Origin of the sequence: Desulfosarcina ovata subsp. ovata (assembly GCF_009689005.1) — a bacterium.
In the GTDB taxonomy this organism is placed as follows: Bacteria; Desulfobacterota; Desulfobacteria; order Desulfobacterales; family Desulfosarcinaceae; genus Desulfosarcina; species Desulfosarcina ovata.
This window is the reverse complement of sequence record NZ_AP021879.1, coordinates 5,666,805-5,686,884: the sequence shown is the minus strand read 5'-3', so window position 1 is coordinate 5,686,884 and position 20,080 is coordinate 5,666,805. Positions and strand designations below refer to the sequence as shown.

Here is a 20,080-nt window from a genome sequence, read left to right as displayed (position 1 = left end):
TATGAACCGAATCAATCTTTCCTTCGGCAAGGTAACCGAGAAATCGATACGAACCCCCAACGATTTCGTCAGCCACATGATCGAGCACATCGCCTGGCGGATGGGCTGTTCCATTGCACTGAATTGGGACGATGAAGAGTGGTCCGCGCTGGGGAAATCCCTGGGCGGACGCATCGCATCATTTGCCCGTTTCCGGGATTCGGCCGCGGCCATGGGGATGCTCGACGACGGCAGCGCCGAGGCCCTGGTGGAGTTGGGCGCGCCCGGGCCCGGCATCCTGAAAATGGATAGCGGCGCCGAGGTCGACCTGGACTGGTTTTTGTCCCTGCGCTGTGAACAGCTCTCCTCCGGCGGTCCGCTGGTGGAATTGCTCACCGGCCTGGCCGAAGGTCTGCCGGCGGCGGTGTCAGTGGTCGTCTGCAACCTGGAAGATCAACATCACACCTGGGAAGGGGTCTTCCGGGCGCTGGGGACATGCCTGAGCCGGATCTTTACGCCACCCGTCGAGACCGGAAATTTCACCGCGCCGATTGAGAAGAACATCGACCTCGGGAATATCGTGGTGCGGTCACGCTCTTCGAACCGGGCCGAAATCCAAAGGGGAACCGCCGAAAGCGGCCTGAACGCAATGGTTGACTTTGAACAAAAAAGCCCCTCCGCGTTCTGTTATACGGGTGCGCCGATCGCCCATTACGCCGGGACCCGGGCACTGGACAGTTTCAACCGTCTTTTGCAAACCACCGCAACGGCTGCCGGATTCTCGACCCGCATCGACTTTACCGCCAATGCGCTCAGTTCCAGCCATGTGCTGCTGGAAGATTCGGGCATGGCCCTGGGACGGGCCCTCAGGGAGGTCCTGGTAAAGAGAATGATGGACCGGGGCGTAAATGGCGGGGGCGACAGCCTGCACACAGCCGAGGATTTCCACAACCGCAAGATCAGGCTGGCCGTCAGCGTTGAGGGCCGCAAATTCTGGCGGTTCGTGCCATTGAACACGACCCGTGAGCAGATTCAGAAAACGCTCATCATCGGCCGGACCATCATGAACGGCCTCTATTCCGAAGACCTTGACGACTTCTTCGATGGTCTCTCCTGGGGGCTGGGATGCAGCATCATGGTCCACATCAAGGAGCTTCCCCCGGCAGAGGCGGCCTGGCGCCTGATTTTCAATGATTTGGGCCTGGCGCTGAAAACCGTTTTCGAAGCCAACCCCTATCGGCTGGGCGTCCCCCCCGGCGTAAAGGCCAACCTCGCATAGTGTTTCAACTTGACCCGGTCTTCCTGATAAACGACCTCATATGGGGTTTGGGCCAGAGAAGTGGAGGTCGATCATGACGCGGGTGATGGAAGGGGAAAGGTAGGTCTGGCCGTCGGCCACCACGCGCACCGCCTCAACCAGCTCTTTACCGGCACTGGTTTTAAGCAGGAATCCACTGGCGCCGGCTTCCAGCATCGCGTGGACCATGGCACTTTCATCATGCATGGAGAGGCACAGCACCTTGCTCTTACAAGGGCTCGATACGATCTTGCGGGTTGCGTCGATGCCGTTGAGATCAGGCATGCCGATATCCATAATGATGACGTCCGGTTCGAGCCGCAAGGCCATCGTTACCGCCTCACGGCCATTTGAAACCTCGGCCACGATTTTTATTTCCGGTTCATGCATGAGAAGGGCGCAAAGCCCTTCCCGCAAGATGTCGTGGTCGTCGGCCAGGATAACATGAATGGTTTCACCGGTCATGGTTGCCCCTTTTGATATTAGTTTCAGGTTCGGGAGACGCCTCCAACGGGAACCTGAAGCATCACGCGTGTACAGTTGCCGGGGGTGGATTCAATATGAAGATTGCCGCCCAAATCGCTCAGACGCTCTTTGATACCGAAAAGGCCCATGCCTTTGCCCATATTTATCAAATTATCGTCTACCAGTTGACTGAACCCCCTTCCCCGGTCCTCCACCGCAAGTTTCATCATGCTGTCCTCGCAATCAATGAATACGGTTGCGTCTTTGGTACCGGCATGCTTGACCACATTGAAAAGGAGCTCCCGCACAGCCTTGAACAAGACGGCTGCGGTGGTATTGTCCATCATCTGGGTATTGCTGTTGCATTTGACTTTAAAACAAACATCGTATCTCCTGGCCATGCTGCTGCACAACTCCACAATCGCCTCTTTAAAACCGATCCGGTAGAGTGAAGAGGAGGACAACTCAAAACTCAACGATCGGATTTTCCCGGCTGTTTTATGGATCAATTCTCCAATTTGGTTTCGAATCGCATTGGCCTTGGCCGAATCCTTTTCCCGATCGGCCAGGGCCAGTTTCAAATTGCACAGCGCCAGATCCTGGGCCACATCATCATGCAACCCCTGGGCAATGCGCTGCTGTTCTTCATCCTGGGCAGCGGCCAGCTTGGCTGCCAACTGTCGAAGCCGTTTTTGGTGTTTGTCACGCTGTTTCTGTTCCTCCAGGCGGGTGGTGATATCCCTCATGATGCCGCCAAGCACCGCCTTCCCCTCAAGGGTAAATTTGCTGGGTGAGATTTCAACGGGAAAAACCGAGCCATCCTTTTTGCGGTGCCATCGTATCGGGACCGGTTCCCTCAACAGTCCTGCCAGGATCTGCTTGATCACCTCTTTCGAGGCTTGCGGTTCACAGGAGATGTCCCAATATGTCAGGTTGAGAAATTCTTCACGGGTGTACCCGTATAGCCGCTCTGCGGCGGGGTTGACATCCATGAAACGCTGTGTTTGTGCATCGAACACCAGGATGGCGCCGGCTTCGGCCTCAAACAGGTTGCGGTAGCGTTCCTCGCTCTCTTTTAGCACTTTCTCTATCCGTTTGCGCTCCGTAACGTCCCGGAGGACACCGGTAAATCCGATGACGTTGCCGGAAGTATCCCGCTGCAACGTGCTGCGCCCCTCGAACCAGACGATACGGCCATCCGGAACCTGGATGCGGAACTCCACCGGAGACGTTTCACCCTTCTCAATGCTCCACTGAACTGCTGTTTTCACGCTATCATGATCGTCGGGGACGATAAAATCGAGGATGTGACAGCCCTTGATGGCATTGGGATCGAAATCGTAGCGTTTGGTTTGGGGTCCAATATAACGCACACGGCCGTCGACTCCGATGCTGAACGGGATGTCCATGGTGTTCTCCACCAGGCCGCGGAACTTGGACTCCGACTCCGCCAGGCTGGCGGTCCGCTCCTTTACACGCTGCTCCAGCTCCTCCTCAATCCGCTTACGCTGAGTAATATCGGTGGCAATGCCGCATACCGCGAAGATGTTTCCTTCAGGGTTATGCAAAGGGTACTTGCATGACAGATAGATGCGTTGACCATCCTTTTGGGGAACGACCTCCTCAAACTCCAATGCGCGGCCGGTTCGCCAAACATAACTGTCATTAGCGGTATATGCTTGGGCGAAAGGCGCAAACACTTTGAAATCGATGTCTCTTTTCCCGATGACCTCAACAGGCGTGCTGTTGAGAAGATTGGCATGGTATTGGTTGCTGAGAATGTACCGCCCGGTCTCGTCCTTGGCGAAAATCGCCCGATCAGCACAATCGATGACGGATTGGAGAAAATATTGTTGTTTCAAAACCGCTTCGTCCGCTTTTATTTTAAGAAGCGCATTTTCCGCAAGCGTTGTTATGAAACCCACCAACGCCTTATTGTATTCAAGGATATAGTCGACTTTTTCGCGCGAGAAAACAGGCACCCGGTCAAGCGCTGCGAGATACTTGTCAAGATCGTAGCCGAAATCCTGTGCCTGTCTGATGAAAAATGTCCGATCAGGAGCCTCGCCCTGATAAAAAAATTGTCCTAAAAACATCGTCGCCATATGACGTCCCGACACGAAAATCGGTATAGCGACGTCCATGAGCCCATTTTTGCACTTATATTGGCACGCGTGGCCACTGGATAGTTGTTCCTTAATGTAATTGTCACTTGCCTGGCATCTTTTAAGCGATTTGGGATTGGCCCTGTGGAAATCGGCGCATATATCCTGCCAGCCGACACTTACTATAATTGAATCATCCTTGGCATCAACGATGCCAAGGGGCATGCCCGCTGCCTGGTAATGGGCATCAGCCATCTTTTGTACAGCGGCCAGATCAATTAAATCGGTTAACCGAAAATTATCCATTTAACATCCTATGAGACAAAACATCGCATCGAATAGACCGCCGTTTCTTTCTCTACCTTGTTTTTGGAATGCAACCAAAAACAACGCACTTGTCATAATCATATTTTTGCGCAATTTTCTCAAAAGCAGCTTCCTTTGCCATATCCATCATTGCCTGATTCATTCGGGCGATAATTTTCTCCCGGTGCGGAATTTTTGAGTTTTTAGAAATACAAATGTAAATTGGCTTAGGCTCTGTGATCGGATTCGGCAACCTACCAAACTTATCAGCCCACCCCATATCGATAAGATGCGCCTGGATCGTTGACGTTGCCCCCACAATCCCTTCTATCCGATGCGCATTCAGCATTCTTATCAGACCAACATAATTGCTTGTTTCTTCAATATGGATTTTTTTCTGGTGAACCGCCGCATCAAATTCAGGACTGGTTGTATAACCGCGGACAATGCCAATTTCTTTACCGTAGAGATCCTCGACTTTACCAAATGGGAATTCCTCTCCTGCCCTGACATAAATCGATAAAATCGACCAGCCGATAGGCATATCCAAAAATACGGCAAAGGCTTCGCGTTCAGGTGTTTTGTAACCGCCAAAAGAACCGTCAACCAATCCGGCGTCCATCGCCATCAGGGCTCTTTTCCATGGCAAGGGTTTTAATGCAACCCTGAACCCACTGCGATCGGCAACCTGATTCATGACATCAATAAAGGGGCCGACATACTCTCCGTTCTTCTTCCATTTCCATGGCTTAGAAATGGTGTGATTGAATGCCATTACCAACAACGGATCGGTTTGGGCGGGAAAAACAAAGGCTGATCGGGAAAAGAACAAAACACAACAAAAACATGCTGTTTTTATTATTTTCAATAAGTTTCCCATTCTTCTTCCGGATGGATCAAGAACGCCAGGTTGCAGATTAACCGGTTGCGACAACCTTGCCCCCTTGGCTTTTGGTTACATAATCTAGGATCGGGAATTTTATTATAATTGAACAAAATTGCTTGTTCTTGCGCCCATCTTCCGCGTTGCATCAACGGCCACATACTCCCGGTATGCAACCGTTGATGCGCCTTGAAGACGAACACAAGCCCGGCGCAATTACGCCCAATTAATTTCATCCCCGATCCTTAGCATTCAAAATAATGTGTTGGGGCTGCGTTATCGGTCGTCGCGGTATGGCTCATACCGCCTTCTCTCTCTCTGGCCCTGCCCAACATACAATCTTAAAACCATATTTTCATTCAAATCGATTTCCCGATCAAATGCAATAAAATGTCTTTTTAAAAATAGGTAAATTGGGTCGAAATAAGAAGGAAATTATTGAAGTGTGGGAATCATACGTTCTTGAGTAGGCAAACCTGATATCTGCCGGAGAGTTGCAGGGAATGGTGGGACGCCGGTTTAATTCGTGTCTGCTGGTAACACCGACGCTCGCCTGGAACCGGACATTCCAAGGCATGTTCTCAAATGCTTGTCAGGAGTACATCAGCAAACGGGATGAAACCGAGTATTTATAGGGTTACGACAAAAAAACAATGGCACCATCTTGCTTGTTTTTTGGTCCATCTGCAAGGCGCAATTCGGCACAATTGTTTTTTGCCGTAACCCTTAGGTCAGCCTCATCCTTTCTTTTTTTTCAGATAACCGGAAATCAGAACGATATTCATCAACAGGCTAAGGCCGGCAACAATCTCAAGCCACCCCGGTTTGGTTCCGCCCCCTTGCCTGGAAGTTGCCTGAGCGGGGTTCAAGCCCTCGCCCACCTGGACAACCGCCCGGACCTTATGCCCCATTCCGTCGGCAACCATGAGTGTCCATTCTCCAGGCCGCTTCGGGCAAAAGGCAAATATGCCTTGGCCGTCGGTTCTTCCGTTCTGATATTCGATCGCATCCGACTCCGGGCTGTAGACCCGAACCTGCGCAAATCCCATGGGATCGCCGCCGGTGTAATAAAACCGGACGGCAAGCGGACGGGGATCCTTGACCAGCCGGAAACCGGTACCATGGGCCAGCGCCGATCCTGCAAAGGCAAATGGCATGACCAGCAAAGCCGTGCAAATCAGCCTGGAAACAAGTGCACCGGAGCTCATTTTACGTTAAATACCAGAACGGCCCGCATGACATGAACGTCATAGTCCTTGGTGGCCTGTTTGATTTTGTTCTCTACACGGATCATCCAGCACCCCTCATGATGTAATTTGATATGGGCCACACCGTTTTCATCGGTTTCGGTCATATAAGCCCAGGTATTGGGATGTGAGCTGAATCCGTCATAGGAGGCATAAACGGCTGAAGACAAGGGCGCCCCCTTGAACAAAACCTGAAAACGGCCTTCATCCCCGGGCGACAGGGCCGCCGGGTCATCCAGGGGGACAATCTCCAATGCGTGGCCGACGGTTTTCTTGTATCCATCATCCGGATGACCGACGTTGATCAGGGTCTTACAGAATTTTTCATATTTTCCACTGGAAATGACGTTGCTCAGCCCTTTTTTGCTGGCCTGTTTCCATCCCTGGGTTGTATTCGTCCAGATCACCCCTTTGCGGTGCCCGCATAACAGATAGGTGCCCTCATCCGCCAGCTCCATGGATCCATCAAGGGTCATGAGGGTGGGGTTTTTAACGAGAGTCAGCGGCGTTGTCTTGCCATCCCGGTTCAGAGCCATCACGACCTGTTCTGCCGGTTCCATTTCCTCGCTGACCATAAATACGTGGGCGGAAATGACGCTGAAAGGAAGCTGTTGGCCCGGGTGCGGCGTCATGGTCACGGGTTTGACAATGAATTCATGGGCCGGGAGGGGACTGACGATCAGCAGGGATAAAACGAGCAGGGCGCCAGACAGCCGGATACACTTTTCTCTCATTTGGGTTTCTCCTTTTTCTGAATGTCTGAATGAAGGTCAACACAACAATAAAAAAAGCCACGAAATTTCTCCCCTGATGAGGGGAAGACCTTCGTGGCCTGTTGCAAACAGCGTTACCGTTTTTTGCTCATTTGCGACTTCTGCCGCAGTTCGATTGGTTTTCTCTATGCCATAAGTTTTGTATTGTCAATGGCTACCCCAATATTGCCAGGGCAACCGCATGTAACCTTGGTATGTGATGTTCCTTACAGGGCGATAACGTACAGATCGTTACTATGATCCAAATCGAAATCGGGATCGCTATCGAAATCGATATTCTGGCTGATGGCGTGATCGAAAACCCACCGCCCCGATTCAACCAATGCCAAATGTGAAAATCCGAATGTCAATTGAAGGCTCCGATCGATTATAAATGGACAGAATGCCACCATTTGGCATTTTCCATTGGACATTTGACATTACTGCAAAAGGATTGAAAAATAGAGCCAAAAACGGGCTTGGTTCCAACTTCGTCCACTTACCCCCTCGTTCCCACGCTCTGCGTGGGAATGATTGGCCGTATACGTTCCCACGCAGAGCGTGGGAACGAGAGGTAATATGGGATCAGCCCGTTTTAATCGTTCCTAAATCCAGGTGAACGAAGCTATAACCAAGCCCCCAAAAACAATTCTTGACCGGTCAGTTTCGAAACCAAAACCATGGAGGTAGGGTATTTAAGATGATGCAAATGGTTCAAAGTGGAATCGGGCTCCTTGCGCTGTTGGCAGTAGCCTATCTGTTTTCGGAAAATCGCAAAACCATTCATTGGCGAACCGTCGGATATGCTGTCGGGTTGCAGGGACTGTTGGCCATTATTCTTCTCAAGGTGCCGGTGACCCGGCATCTCTTCCTCATGCTGAATGTTCTCGTCAATGCGTTGGAAAAAGCCCTTCAGGAGGGGACAGCCATGGTTTTCGGCTACCTGGGAGGGGGCGCCCTCCCCTTTTCCGGGACAGGTGCCAGCACCTATATTTTCGCTTTTCGAGGTCTTCCCATGGTGCTTCTGGCCAGTGCCCTGAGCGCGCTGCTGTTCTACTGGCGGATTCTGCCCTGGATCGTTCGCGGCGTTGCCTGGCTTCTGCGTCGAACCCTGGGTATCGGCGGCGCCGAGGGCCTGGCCAACGCCGCCAACATCTTCATCGGCATGGTGGAAGCCCCCCTGTTCATCCGCCCCTATGTGGCGGACATCTCCCGCGGGGAGCTGTTTTCGATTATGACCTGCGGCATGGCCACCATTGCCGGGACCGTGATGGTGCTTTACGCGGGCGTCCTGAAACCGGTCGTGCCCGATGCCATGGGGCATCTGCTGACGGCCTCCATCATCAGCGCCCCGGCCGCCATCGCCCTGGCCCGAATCATGGTTCCGACCGTTCCGGAAGCGAGAACCGAGGCGTCCATCACCATTCCCGTGCCCGCCGACAGCGCCATGGAGGCGATTACCAACGGCACTCTGGACGGCGTGAAACTGTTGATCAACATCATCGCCATGCTGGTGGTGCTGGTCGCCCTGGTGGGACTGGTCAACATCGCCCTGGGTTGGCTGCCGGACATGGGCGGGACGCCGTTGACCCTCCAGCGCCTGCTGGGGATTCTCATGGCGCCGGTCATGTGGTTGATCGGCATCCCCTGGAGCGAATGCATGACCGCCGGCAGCCTCATGGGCACCAAAACCGTGCTCAACGAATTCCTCGCCTATCTGGAGATGGCCCATCTCGACCCCAGCGCCCTTTCGGCGCGCAGCCGTCTGATTCTGACCTATGCCATGTGCGGGTTTGCCAACCCGGGATCACTGGGAATCATGCTGGGGGGATTGGGGGCCATGGCCCCTGAACGCCGCAACGAAATTGTTCAACTGGGCGCCCGCTCGATTCTTGCCGGAATCCTGGCCACCTGCATGACCGGAACCATGGTAGGGATGCTCACCGGCTGAGGCGCACCCGCCTTACAAATTGTCGCCGGTCGCCGTCGTGGGGATATAGCTTTTGATGCAATGATCCGCCGCCGGCAGTTTCACCAGCGGCTTTCCGGCCGCGGTCAAACTCCGCACGTGGTTGACGAAAGACATGGCATAATCGAGGTACGTGTCCGTTCCCCTGCCCCGCCGTTCCTGAACGGTGGCAAAGGTGTCGTAACCGTCACGACCGGCGGCAGTATAATCGTTGGTGACGACGACATACATGGTGTCGTCGCCCAGATCCGAATACGTCCCGGTGGTCCGGTCCCTGACTTCCAGGTTGCTGACACGGCTGCCGTACGCCTGGGTGGCATCGACGTCAAACTTCAATCCATAGCAATAGGGAAAGGAACCGGTCGAGCCCCCCTGGGCGATATTTTCAATGGCGTCCTCAAGCACCTGCCGGATCTCGGTACCATACAGCCTGATCTCAAACAGAGTATTGGAAAAGGGCAGCAGCGTGTAGGCCGTGTCGTAGGTCATGTCCCCGGCACGCAGGCTGATGCGCACCCCGCCGGCGTTCTGGATACTGATGTCGGCATTGGGATCCTGCACGTAAAACGCCTGGGCCACCAGCGGAGCGATATCGCTGCCCCGCTGAAGGACGACACCATCTTCAATTTTTCCTGGCACGCGGCCATGAAGGAGATCTTCGCCGGCTTTGCCAATCACCGTATTGGCAAGGAGACCCATTTTTTCTGCATAACCGGCGATAATTTCGGCAACCGCCGTATCGTCTGCGACCCCATCCAGTTTCCTGTCCTGATCAATCACCGCCTGCAGCGCGGAAAGATCGGCCCCTTTCACGGCATCGGCCTGGCCTCCCGTATTCTCACGCATGAAGGTGTCTCCCAGGATCAGATGCGGCGTACCGCTGCAGTGGTCGACAACATCGCCGGCAAAAGTGACATCCAGTTCCCCCAAAACCTTGCTGTACTCCCAGGCCTGGACAATGCACACCGCATCGCCGTCCGCGTTGCTTGCCATGGTCGGATAAGCGCCGTCGGTCCGCAGGCCATACATGCTGAAATCGCCAAGCAGGGTGTGGGAGTCACCATCGACTATCACGTCGATATCGCCGACCTGACCGGCAAGGGCAATGGCGTTCCGATAGCCATAGTGGCTGAGCACCACAATCCGCCCGATTCCGAGTGCTTTCAATGCATCGACGGCCGCCCTTAACGATGCCGCTTCATCGTGAAACGTCACCGCATCACTCGGCTGCGAGGACGCCTTGGTTTTGGCGGCAATCGTTATGCCGACAATGCCGATATCCTTGCCGGCAACCCGCTTGATGACATAGGGCGAAAATCGCCCGTTGAGGATATTGCCGTCGGCCACGTCGATATTGGCACTGATCACGGGCGCATCAAGACGTTCAATAAAACCGGCCAGCCATTCGTCGCCGTCGTCAAATTCGTGATTGCCGATGGTCATCGCATCGAAACCGATGGCGTTCATCACCCTGGCATCTGCCTCACCATTGAACAGGGTATAGTAATACGTCCCCTGCACGGCATCCCCGGCATGCAGCACGAGGGTGTTGTCGTTGTTTGCCCTGAGATCGGCGATTATGGCTGCCACCCGCCCCATCCCACCGACTTCGCACGCGGTATCGATACCTGCGATCTTCAGATCGATGCTGCCGCTCTCCAGATGGGAGTGAACATCGTTGATATGCAGGATTTTTATTCTTTCACGGGCGTTATGAGCCTTATGGTCGGCCACCGTACAGGCGTTCGACATCACACCAGTGAGCAATAAAATGATCCCGATCAGAATGCGCGGCTTCATGGCCAACATATTAAAGCCTGTGCTGGATAGTAATGAAAATGGGCGAGTATGATATCCGGAAATCCTCACCCGTCCGAATATTTCATGATCAAGCAATAGTGGTCGTATTGTATGTTGAGCGCCATATTTTGGAAAGAGTAAATCAGTCTTAGGATCGGGGATGAAATTAATTGAACGTAATTGCGCCGGGCTTGTGTTCGTCTTCAAGACGCATCAAGGGTTGCATACCGGGAGTATGTGGCCGTTGATGCAACGCGGAAGACGGGCGCAAGAACAAGCAATTTCGTTTAATTAATAAAATTCCCGATCCTTCTTCAAATTATGATTTAAATTTATCATCGTCGCTGTGTCTGATACACGCGAACGGTGAAGTTGTGTGGCCATCTGATGGGTCTGTTTGACCCAAATGCAGTCCTGCCGATGGGTCAAACAGGCCCATCTCTTCCAGTCTTTTTTCGCCCGGAAAGTAATAACACACCAATCCAATGAGTTAATGAATAATGGGTAAAAAAATTATTACTTTGATTTCAAGTTGTTAAGAATTAATAAGAATTCTTCAGTCAGACGAAGGGTCGATTGGTTCGTATTTTGCTGCAACTAATGATCAAAACAATCGCAATATTGGCGACTGCATGGCAGGAGATAAAGGCAGGAAAGGCTGTCTGGAGGGTACCACTAATCGTTCGGCGATTGTTTGCATACAATTTATACGTAAAAAAAATAAATCGTTATCTGCTTATGCAGATATTTTTTGGGACTTTGTTGTGCCATGATTGACATAATGCGGTGGGCACGATAGAAAAAATTCGATTCGTTTCCTTTTCATTCCAAGGATTTTTGTTGATTGTGACGCCACATGGCCGGCAAGCGTCCGTTGCTGCCAATTGAACGGGTTTCTGATTTGATCATCTATGTACATCTCAGGAGGACCGAACGATGAAGGCGATTCCCGTTACCGAGGCCGTTGGTATGGTTCTGGGGCATGATGTAACCCGCATTATTCCCGGGCAGAAAAAGGGGCCGGCATTCAGAAAAGGTCACTTTGTCCGCGAGGAGGAGATTCCCGCCTTCCTGGATATGGGCAAGGCCAACATCTTTGCATACCTACTGGTGATTCCGCGCCTGTTGGCCGGTGAGACGGTCACTCGCGACGATATTGCCGCCATGGGGCACGGCGGCCTGTGTGCCGGCTGCAACGTCTGCCGCTACCCCCTGTGCGGATTCGGCAAAGGGATTTGCTGAAGTGGTTCTATTTAATGCGTTTATCAAATGGTCGGTTGTGTTTCGATCAACGGGTTAACCACGAAAGGGAGGAATTATGATTTCTCGCAACATCATGTTGAATGGCAGCAACAAGGTTGTGATCGCATCGGAAAAGGACACCCTGGCCGATATCCTGCGGGCCCAGCTGGGATTGACCGGAACCAAGGTCGGTTGTGGCCAGGGACAGTGCGGAGCCTGTAACGTTATCCTGGATGGCAAACTGGTGCGCTCCTGCATCACCAAATTGTCACGGGTGGCCGAAGGGGCAACCGTGACCACCATCGAAGGGCTCGGCACCCCGGACGGACTGCATCCCCTGCAGTTGGCCTGGATCGCCCACGGATGTGCCCAGTGCGGTTTCTGCAGCCCCGGATTCATCGTCTCGGCAAAGGTGCTGTTGGATGAAAATCCCAACCCGACCCGTGAAGCGGTCCGCGACTGGTTCCAGAAACACCGCAATGTCTGCCGCTGCACCGGTTACAAGCCGTTGGTGGATGCGGTCATGGACGCGGCCAAGGTTCTGCGCGGCGAGATGGCCGCCGATGAACTGAATTTCAAGATCCCCGAGGACGGACGCATCTGGGGCACCAAATACCCCCGGCCCACGGCCATCGCCAAGGTTACCGGGACCCTGGATTATGGTGCTGACCTGGGCCTCAAGCTGCCCGAGGATCGTCTGAATCTGGCCCTGGTGCAGGCGAAAATTTCCCATGCCAACATTAAATCGATCGATACCTCCGAGGCGGAGAAGATGCCCGGCGTGTTCAAGGTGATCACCCACAAGGATGTGCCCGGGAAAAACCGCATCACCGGCCTGATCACCTTCCCGTCCAACAAGGGAGACGGCTGGGAACGGCCGATACTGAATGATTCCAAGATTTTCCAGTATGGTGATGCCATTGCCATCGTCTGCGCCGATACCGAACACCATGCCAAGGACGCGGCTGCCGCGGTCAAGGTGGACCTGGAGCCGTTGCCCGAGTACATGAGTGCGCCGGCGGCCATGGCCGACGACGCCATCGAAATCCATCCGGGAACGCCAAACATCTACTATATTCAGAAGATCGCCAAGGGGGAAGAGACCGCTCCGATTTTCGATGCCGCCGATGTGGTGGTGGAGGACGACTTTTACGTGGGCCGTCAGCCGCACCTGCCCATCGAACCGGACGTGGGTTTTGCCTACAAAAACGACGACGGCAAACTGGTGATCCACTCCAAGTCCATCGGCCTGCACCTGCATGCGGCCATGATCGCCCCCGGTTTAGGTGTGGAACTGGAAGACCTGATCATGGTTCAGAACCCCACCGGCGGCACTTTTGGCTACAAGTTCAGCCCCACCATGGAGGTCTTCGTGGGTGTGGCTGCCCTGGTCACCGGCCGGCCCTGCTTCCTTAAATACGACTACCAGCAACAGCAGGCTTACACCGGCAAGCGTTCGCCCTTCTTCATGAACATGCGCTTCGCCGCCGGCAAGGATGGCAAACTGCTGGCCATGGAGACCGACTACAGCGTGGATCATGGCCCCTATTCGGAGTTCGGCGACCTGTTGACCCTGCGCGGCACCCAGTTCATGGGGGCGGGTTACGACATCCCCAATATTCGCGGCGAGGGGCGCACCGTCTGCACCAACCATGCCTGGGGGTCGGCTTTCCGGGGATATGGTGCGCCCCAGAGCGAATTCGCCTCCGAGGTCCTTATGGATGAACTGGCCGAGAAGCTGGGCGTCGACCCCCTGGAACTGCGCTACAAGAATGCCTACCGCGAAGGGTCCACCACCCCCACGGGCCAGGCACCGGAGGTCTATTCGCTGCCGGAAATGATCGACAAGCTGCGTCCGAAATACACCGCCGCCCTGGACAAAGCCAAGGCCGAATCCACCGATGCGATCAAAAAAGGCGTGGGCATTTCCATCGGTGTTTACGGCTGCGGTCTGGACGGGCCGGACACCTCCGAAGCCTGGGCAGAACTCAATGAGGATAATACGGTCACCATCTTCAACTGCTGGGAGGATCATGGTCAGGGCGCCGATGCCGGAACCCTGGGGGTGGCCTACGAGGCCCTGCGGGTGACCGGGATTACGCCGGACCGCATCCGCCTGGTGATGAACGATACCAGCAAGGCGCCCAATTCCGGGGTGGCCGGCGGAAGCCGCAGCCAGGTGATGACCGGGCAGGCCACCAAAAACGCGGCTGAGGCACTGGCGGCGGGGATGAAGAAGCCGGACGGCACTTTTCGCGATTATGCCCAGATGAAGGCCGACGACATGCCGGTGCACTATGTGGGTAAGTGGACCGCTCCGGCCCGGGATTGCGACGAGAATAGCCAGGGTGAACCCTTTTCCGTCTATATGTACGGTGTTTTCATGGCCGAGGTGGCCGTGGAGATCGCCACCGGTAAAACCACCGTGGAGAAAATGACCCTGGTGGCGGATGTGGGATCGGTCAACAACCGCCTGGTGGTGGACGGCCAGCTCTACGGCGGTCTGGCCCAGGGCATCGGCCTGGCCCTGACCGAGGATTACGAGGACATCAAGAAGCATTCCACCCTGGCCGGCGCGGGGGTCCCGTATATCAAGCAGATCCCCGATGACATGGAACTGATCTATGTGGAAACCCCGCGCAAGGATGGACCCTTCGGTGCTGCCGGGTCGGGTGAACTTCCCCTGACCAGCCCGCATGCGGCGGTGATCAACGGCATTTACAACGCCTGCGGCGTGCGCATCACCCGTCTGCCGGCCCTGCCCGAGAAGGTGCTGGCCGGGTTGCAGGCCAGGTAGGTCAAATAATACTGCTTCGGGTCGGCTGGGTGCGGCCCGGAGCGTTCACTTTCAAGGCGACCTTCGGCAGCGTATTGCCGCGGGTCGCCTTTGGCGGATGTGGATTTCCCTAGAATTGAGAGTGAAGGTGAAACAATGGATCAGAGCGAACTGCGGCAGTGGGAGAACCGTTGCATCCAGGATGAGCCGGCACCGTGCGTGGCGGCCTGCCCCCTGCATGTGGATGCGCGTACCCTGATCGGACACGTGGCCGACGGCAACTGGACCAAGGCCCTGACCGTGTTGAACAAGACCATGCCCCTGGCCGGGATCCTGGGGCGCGTCTGTGATGCGCCGTGCCAGGCGGTCTGCAACCGCAGCAAGGTTGGCGACGCGATCCGTATCGCCGATTTGGAGCGGGCCTGTGTCGCGCATGCCGACCGTCCCCAGCGGGTGATGCCGCTACCGCAAAAACCAATCCGTGTGGCTGTGGTCGGCAGCGGGTTGAGCAGCCTGACCGTGGTCTGGGATCTGGGGCGCAAGGGGTATGCGGTGACCGTTTTCGAGGCTGGTGAAACCGTCGGTGCGGATCTGATCCGGGAGTATTCCCGGCGGCTGAGCGAAGAAGTGGTCGAGGCCGAAAAAGAGCGCCTGGCCCGGCTGGGGGTGAGGTTCGAAACCGGCGTCAACCCGGATCCAGAAGCGCTGATGCAATCCCATGCAGCCGTGTACGTCGGTTTGGACACCGCTTCTGCCGACGGCTGGAACATCGGCCGGGAAAAGTCGGCATCCTTTCGTTTTGCCGGTGATACCGGTCGGGATGGACGGTTCGCCGGTGGGGATCATGCCTCGCCGGTGTGGCGGGCGGCTTCGGGGCGCTGGTGCGCCACCTCCATGGACCGCTGGCTGCAGAAGGTCTCCATGGACGCCGGACGGGAAAAGGAAGGGCCATTCGAAACGCGCCTGATCACTCGCCTGGAAGGCGTGGTGCCGCTGCCGGCGGTGACCATGGCCGATCCGCAACGCGGGTTCGGCGACGCCGAGGCCCGGGCCGAGGCCGATCGCTGTCTGCAGTGCGAGTGCCTGGAATGCGTCAAGGTGTGCGCTTACCTGGAGAAGTTCGGCGGCTATCCGCGCACCTATGTGCGCGAGATCTACAACAACGAATCCATCGTCATGGGCGAGCGCAAATCCAACCGGCTGGTCAATTCGTGCAGCCTGTGCGGCTTGTGCGAAACGGTTTGTCCCAACGATTTTGCCATGCAGGACATCTGCCTGGCGGCCCGACAGAGCATGGTCGAGCGCGAAAAGATGCCGCCTTCGGCCCATGATTTCGCCCTCCGGGACATGGCGTTTTCCCAGAGTCCGGATTTCGCCATGGCCCGCCATGCTCCGGGGACGGACAACAGTTGCTACCTTTTTTTTCCCGGCTGTCAACTCTGCGCCTCGGCCCCCGGGCAGGTGCGGCGGGTGTACGATCACCTGCGCAGCGAGCTGTCCGGCGGGGTGGCCTTGATGCTGGGCTGCTGCGGCGCTCCGGCCCACTGGGCCGGCCAGCAGGCCCTGTTCAAGGAAGCGCTGGAACAGTGGCAGACCACCTGGGTCAGCCTGGGGCGGCCCCAGCCGATCGTGGCCTGTTCCAGCTGCCTGCAGATGTTTGCCCGCCATCTGCCGGAGGTGGATGCCATCAGTCTCTGGGAAGTTTTTGAAACCGCCGGTATTCCCGGCGTCATGAGACCCCGCATCGACGCCCCCCTGGCCATTCAGGATCCCTGCACGACCCGTGACGATCCCGGGGTCCAGGATGCGGTGCGTCAACTGCTCAGCTGGATCAATGTGCCCATCGAGCCCCTCGACCTGGAGCGCGAGCGCACCGAGTGCTGCGGTTTCGGCGGGCTCATGCAAAATGCCAACCCGGAGTTGGCCCGTGAGGTGGCCGAGCAACGTGGCCGGCGCAGTTCTCGGGATTACCTGGCCTACTGCGCCATGTGCCGGGACAACCTGGCGGCAACGGGCAAGCGGACCTGGCATCTGCTGGACCTTATTTTTCCGGACCCGGATCTTTCCGACCCGGCCGCACGCCCACGGCCCGGCTGGTCGTGTCGCCGGGAAAACCGTCAGCGTCTGAAAGAGGAACTTTGCCGGCAGGTGTGGGGTGATGCGCCAAACGGCAGCCAGGCGGAACCGTCTCTCCACATCCACCTGGAGCCCTCCGTCGAAGCCCTTTTGGATTCGCGCCGGATTCTGGAATCAGACGTTCAGCGGGTCATCCGGCACGCCGAAAACGATGGTGAGCGGTTTTTCAACCCTGAAACGGGGCATCGCTTGGGCATGCTGCGCACGGGCCATGCCACCTTCTGGGTGATTTATTCGGTGACTGCCGACGGTTTTGCGGTGCACAACGCTTACGCCCATCGCATGGAGGTGGTGGGACCATGAAAATTGACAATGTCCGTCCCGAAGACCTGAAGTGGCGCTGTGACCGCTGCGGGTGTGATCTGGTGGTTGGGGCCGGTGGCCGTGGCATACATGGGCAACCGTTTTACCACCGATCTGCCCTACTGCCCGGAATGCAAAACGGTGCTGATCAGCGAAGCCGTGGCCACGGGGAAGATGGCGGAGGTGGAGCGGATCCTCGAAGATAAATAGGGCCGGTTGCGTAAAACACTCGATATCAATATATCCCGACCTTATGAATCCGAAGCCGTGCGGGCCGTGACCGGGCCGGCCATCCGGCCGGGAGAGCTGGACCTGACCCGCCGGGCGGCCGGGTATTGCCGACTGGGGCCGGGGGACCGGGTGCTGGACGTGGGCTGCGGGACCGGGGCCTCGCTGGACCTGCTCGCCCGCCGTTTTGGGGCCCGGACCATCGGGATCGATCTTTCGCCGATGCTGCTTGGCGTGGCCAGGCAGAACGACCCGCCGCTTTCCGTCATGCGCGGCAATGCCCTGGCTTTGCCGCTGAAAAGCGGAATGCTTCGTGCCGTCTTCTTTGAATGTGTGCTCTCCCTGGTTCCGGACCCGGCCGCGGCGTTGGCGGAAGCCCATCGGGTGCTTCAGGCAGCCGGCCGTCTGGTGGTTGCCGATATTTACCGGCAAAGCGAAGGGGGTGGACCCGATCCCGGTCCATGGGCCGGGGTCGGCGGGTGCCTGCGCGGAGCGGTGGGTCCGCGCGCGCTGCTGCAGCGGATCCACCACGCCGGATTTGATTCGCTGTTGTGGCAAGACCATTCGGATCGACTGAAAGCACTGGCCGCCCAGCTGGCCTGGGCCGGCCTCTCCCTGAAACCGTGGTGGCGGGACACGTTTCCGGACGGCGCTGCGTGCCGGATGCGTCCCGGTTACTTTCTACTTGTGGCCCGGAAAAGGAGTTGACGTCATGGACGACAATCAGATTCGCATGCTGCAACTGGCCGCCGGCGGATATACCTGCAGCCAGATCATCGTTCAACTGGCCCTGGACGCCCGCGGGGAGGAGAATCCTCTCTTGGTGCGGGCCATGGCCGGCCTGGCTTACGGATGTGGCAACGGGCGGGCCAGTTGCGGTGCCCTGACCGGCGGGTGCTGCCTGCTGGGCCTGTACGTGGGCAAGGGCAGTGATACGGAAAAGGAATCGGATCGGCTGCCGCTGATGCTGGGTGCGCTCACCGCCTGGTTCGAGGAGGCGGTGAGCAATCAATATGGCGGCATGACCTGTGACGCCATTACCGGTGCCGATGGCCCTGCCGCAGCCCGACAGCGCTGCGCCGGCATGGTTGCCGACACATTTGCCAAAGTCATGGAGATTGTGGTGGAAAATGGATTCGATCCCTTTGACGCAAACTGATGCCCCGGTGACGCCCGATACCCAGAAGACCCAGAGCCTCTGTCCGGATTGCCTGGCGTTACTTCCGGCCCGGCGGGTGATCCGCGGGAATCGGGTTTATCTGGAAAAGCACTGCCCCGAGCACGGATCTTTTTCCGTGCGCATCTGGGATGGCGAGCCCGCATTCACCGGCTGGCAGCGGCCCAAGATTCCCACCCGGCCGGCCCACTGCGGTCATCCGGTGGAAAAGGGCTGCCCTTTCGACTGCGGCCTCTGTCCGGACCATCGCCAGCGCTCCTGCACCATCATTCTGGAAGTGACCGATCGATGCAACCTGGCCTGCCCGGTATGCTTCGCCGATGCCCGGGGCATGCAGGGCGATGATCCCCCCCTGACCCAGATTCAGCGCTGGTTCAGCGCCGCCCGAAAGGCCGGTCCCGGCAGCAACATCCAGCTTTCCGGAGGGGAGCCCACCGTGCGGGACGACCTGCCGCGTATCGTCGCGATGGGCCGCGAGGCCGGATTCGATTTCATCCAGGTTAATACCAACGGTCTGCGTCTGGCCCGTGATGCGGCCTATGTCCGCGAGCTCAAGGCCGCCGGACTGGCTTCGATTTTTCTGCAGTTCGACGGCACCGACGACGGCATTTACCGGAAACTTCGCGGACGGCCGCTGTGGGCGGAAAAACAGGCTGCCATCGATGCCTGTGAAAAAAACCGGATCGGTGTGGTGCTGGTGCCGACGATGGTACCCGGGATCAACGACCGCAATATCGGCCGCATCCTCGATCTGGCCGTGACCCGCTCCCCGGCCGTCCGCTCGGTCCACTTTCAGCCGGTCAGCTATTTCGGCCGGGTGCCGCATCCGCCCAAAGACGCCGACCGGATGACCCTGCCGCAGCTGATGCGCGCCATCGAGGCGCAGACCGACGGCCGTTTCAAGGCTGCGGACTTCAATCCTCCGGGCTGCGAGAATGCCCTGTGCAGCTTCAACGCCAGCTTTTTGGTAATGCCCGACCGCAGTGTGCGGGCCGTGGCCGGATCCGCCGGCGGGAGATGCTGCCCGGCCCCCATCCCGGCCGAGGCGGGGGCGGCCAGTGCCATCGCCTTTGTGGCCCGGCAATGGCGGGCGCCGCAATCGTGTTGCGACAGCGCAGCCGCCGACTGTGCGCCTTTGGCACCGACGGATGCTTTGGATTTGGACGCGTTTATCCGTCGGGCCAAAACGCATCTGCTTTCCGTATCCGCCATGGCTTTCCAGGATGTGTGGAACCTGGACCTGGAGCGGGCGCGCGACTGCTGTATCCATGTCATGGCGCCGGACACCCGCTTGATTCCCTTTTGCCTTTACAATCTCACCAGCCGTCAAGGCCAGCGGCTCTACCGTACCTAGCCCGCCTGCGGGTTATGCTGCCCGCCCGGTGCGCCGTTGACGCCTGCGGTGGTTTGACTCC

The 20,080-nt window shown here is 56.9% G+C and carries 16 protein-coding genes; 9 read left to right on the top strand and 7 right to left on the bottom strand.

Annotation, left to right across the window (positions count from 1 at the left end):
- Window position 1 precedes the first annotated feature (1 nt).
- Window positions 2-1,258, top strand: a complete 1,257-nt coding sequence (locus GN112_RS24850; RefSeq protein ID WP_162459110.1) for a hypothetical protein — start codon at window positions 2-4, stop codon at window positions 1,256-1,258.
- Between the two features lie 36 nt (window positions 1,259-1,294).
- On the opposite strand, the gene GN112_RS24845 is transcribed toward GN112_RS24850, so the two are convergent.
- The 6 genes from GN112_RS24845 to GN112_RS34930 all read right to left on the bottom strand — a co-directional run bounded on the left by GN112_RS24845 (window position 1,295) and on the right by GN112_RS34930 (window position 7,384).
- Entirely contained in the window at window positions 1,295-1,741 is a 447-nt protein-coding gene (locus GN112_RS24845) for a response regulator (RefSeq protein WP_155312647.1), read from the bottom strand.
- A 23-nt stretch (window positions 1,742-1,764) separates the two neighbouring features.
- Entirely contained in the window at window positions 1,765-4,152 is a 2,388-nt protein-coding gene (locus GN112_RS24840; protein WP_155312646.1) for a PocR ligand-binding domain-containing protein, read from the bottom strand.
- 52 nt (window positions 4,153-4,204) lie between these two features.
- Window positions 4,205-5,086, bottom strand: coding sequence for a substrate-binding periplasmic protein (locus tag GN112_RS24835; protein WP_155312645.1), 882 nt, complete (start codon window positions 5,084-5,086; stop codon window positions 4,205-4,207).
- 686 nt (window positions 5,087-5,772) lie between these two features.
- Window positions 5,773-6,243, bottom strand: a complete 471-nt coding sequence (locus GN112_RS24830) for a hypothetical protein (RefSeq protein WP_155312644.1) — start codon at window positions 6,241-6,243, stop codon at window positions 5,773-5,775.
- On the bottom strand, window positions 6,240-7,016 hold the full coding sequence (locus GN112_RS24825; protein ID WP_155312643.1) for a DUF4198 domain-containing protein: 777 nt from the start codon (window positions 7,014-7,016) through the stop codon (window positions 6,240-6,242). Before GN112_RS24825 ends, GN112_RS24830 begins: the two co-directional genes overlap by 4 nt.
- A 245-nt stretch (window positions 7,017-7,261) precedes the next feature.
- Window positions 7,262-7,384 carry a hypothetical protein gene (locus GN112_RS34930; protein WP_269434952.1) on the bottom strand — a complete coding sequence of 41 codons (123 nt, stop codon included), beginning with the start codon at window positions 7,382-7,384 and terminating at the stop codon, window positions 7,262-7,264.
- Between the two features lie 350 nt (window positions 7,385-7,734).
- Here GN112_RS34930 and GN112_RS24820 point away from each other — a divergent pair, with 350 nt between their 5' ends.
- Complete coding sequence (locus GN112_RS24820) at window positions 7,735-8,985, top strand: NupC/NupG family nucleoside CNT transporter (protein WP_231717132.1); 1,251 nt, start codon at window positions 7,735-7,737, stop codon at window positions 8,983-8,985.
- A 12-nt stretch (window positions 8,986-8,997) separates the two neighbouring features.
- Here the strand turns inward: GN112_RS24820 and GN112_RS24815 are convergent, their stop codons facing one another.
- Window positions 8,998-10,803 carry a 5'-nucleotidase C-terminal domain-containing protein gene (locus tag GN112_RS24815; protein ID WP_231717131.1) on the bottom strand — a complete coding sequence of 602 codons (1,806 nt, stop codon included), beginning with the start codon at window positions 10,801-10,803 and terminating at the stop codon, window positions 8,998-9,000.
- A 936-nt stretch (window positions 10,804-11,739) separates the two neighbouring features.
- Here GN112_RS24815 and GN112_RS34065 point away from each other — a divergent pair.
- From GN112_RS34065 to trsS, 7 genes are all read left to right on the top strand, one after another.
- Entirely contained in the window at window positions 11,740-12,045 is a 306-nt protein-coding gene (locus GN112_RS34065) for a DUF8806 domain-containing protein (protein WP_197743392.1), read from the top strand.
- Window positions 12,046-12,121: 76 nt separating this feature from the next.
- Complete coding sequence (locus GN112_RS24805; RefSeq protein WP_155312641.1) at window positions 12,122-14,842, top strand: molybdopterin-dependent aldehyde oxidoreductase; 2,721 nt, start codon at window positions 12,122-12,124, stop codon at window positions 14,840-14,842.
- A 135-nt stretch (window positions 14,843-14,977) separates the two neighbouring features.
- Window positions 14,978-17,260 (top strand): pyridine nucleotide-disulfide oxidoreductase/dicluster-binding protein, encoded by a 2,283-nt coding sequence (locus tag GN112_RS24800; protein WP_155312640.1) that lies wholly within the window; start codon window positions 14,978-14,980, stop codon window positions 17,258-17,260.
- Window positions 17,261-17,299: 39 nt separating this feature from the next.
- Window positions 17,300-17,470, top strand: a complete 171-nt coding sequence (locus GN112_RS24795; protein WP_197743391.1) for a DVU_1557 family redox protein — start codon at window positions 17,300-17,302, stop codon at window positions 17,468-17,470.
- A 6-nt stretch (window positions 17,471-17,476) separates the two neighbouring features.
- Window positions 17,477-18,196 (top strand): DVU_1556 family methyltransferase, encoded by a 720-nt coding sequence (trsM, locus tag GN112_RS24790; RefSeq protein WP_155312639.1) that lies wholly within the window; start codon window positions 17,477-17,479, stop codon window positions 18,194-18,196.
- 4 nt (window positions 18,197-18,200) lie between these two features.
- A complete protein-coding gene (locus tag GN112_RS24785) occupies window positions 18,201-18,647 on the top strand; it encodes a DVU_1555 family C-GCAxxG-C-C protein (protein ID WP_155312638.1) in 447 nt (148 codons plus the stop codon).
- The gene (gene trsS / locus GN112_RS24780) at window positions 18,619-20,019 is read left to right on the top strand and encodes a radical SAM (seleno)protein TrsS (protein ID WP_155312637.1); all 1,401 of its coding nucleotides are present in this window, start codon (window positions 18,619-18,621) and stop codon (window positions 20,017-20,019) included. Before GN112_RS24785 ends, trsS begins: the two co-directional genes overlap by 29 nt.
- Window positions 20,020-20,080: the final 61 nt, after the last annotated feature.

What these genes read in the sequence shown, in the direction of transcription:
- GN112_RS24820 (WP_231717132.1), top strand. Translation starts at nt 7,735, where the DNA reads ATGATGCAAATGGTTCAAAGTGGAATCGGGCTCCTTGCGCTGTTGGCA.
- GN112_RS24785 (WP_155312638.1), top strand. Translation starts at nt 18,201, where the DNA reads ATGGACGACAATCAGATTCGCATGCTGCAACTGGCCGCCGGCGGATAT.
- GN112_RS24830 (WP_155312644.1), bottom strand. Translation starts at nt 6,243, where the DNA reads ATGAGCTCCGGTGCACTTGTTTCCAGGCTGATTTGCACGGCTTTGCTG.
- GN112_RS24840 (WP_155312646.1), bottom strand. Translation starts at nt 4,152, where the DNA reads ATGGATAATTTTCGGTTAACCGATTTAATTGATCTGGCCGCTGTACAA.
- GN112_RS24845 (WP_155312647.1), bottom strand. Translation starts at nt 1,741, where the DNA reads ATGACCGGTGAAACCATTCATGTTATCCTGGCCGACGACCACGACATC.
- GN112_RS34065 (WP_197743392.1), top strand. Translation starts at nt 11,740, where the DNA reads ATGAAGGCGATTCCCGTTACCGAGGCCGTTGGTATGGTTCTGGGGCAT.
- GN112_RS24805 (WP_155312641.1), top strand. Translation starts at nt 12,122, where the DNA reads ATGATTTCTCGCAACATCATGTTGAATGGCAGCAACAAGGTTGTGATC.
- GN112_RS24800 (WP_155312640.1), top strand. Translation starts at nt 14,978, where the DNA reads ATGGATCAGAGCGAACTGCGGCAGTGGGAGAACCGTTGCATCCAGGAT.
- GN112_RS24825 (WP_155312643.1), bottom strand. Translation starts at nt 7,016, where the DNA reads ATGAGAGAAAAGTGTATCCGGCTGTCTGGCGCCCTGCTCGTTTTATCC.
- GN112_RS24850 (WP_162459110.1), top strand. Translation starts at nt 2, where the DNA reads ATGAACCGAATCAATCTTTCCTTCGGCAAGGTAACCGAGAAATCGATA.
- GN112_RS24815 (WP_231717131.1), bottom strand. Translation starts at nt 10,803, where the DNA reads ATGAAGCCGCGCATTCTGATCGGGATCATTTTATTGCTCACTGGTGTG.
- trsS (WP_155312637.1), top strand. Translation starts at nt 18,619, where the DNA reads ATGGATTCGATCCCTTTGACGCAAACTGATGCCCCGGTGACGCCCGAT.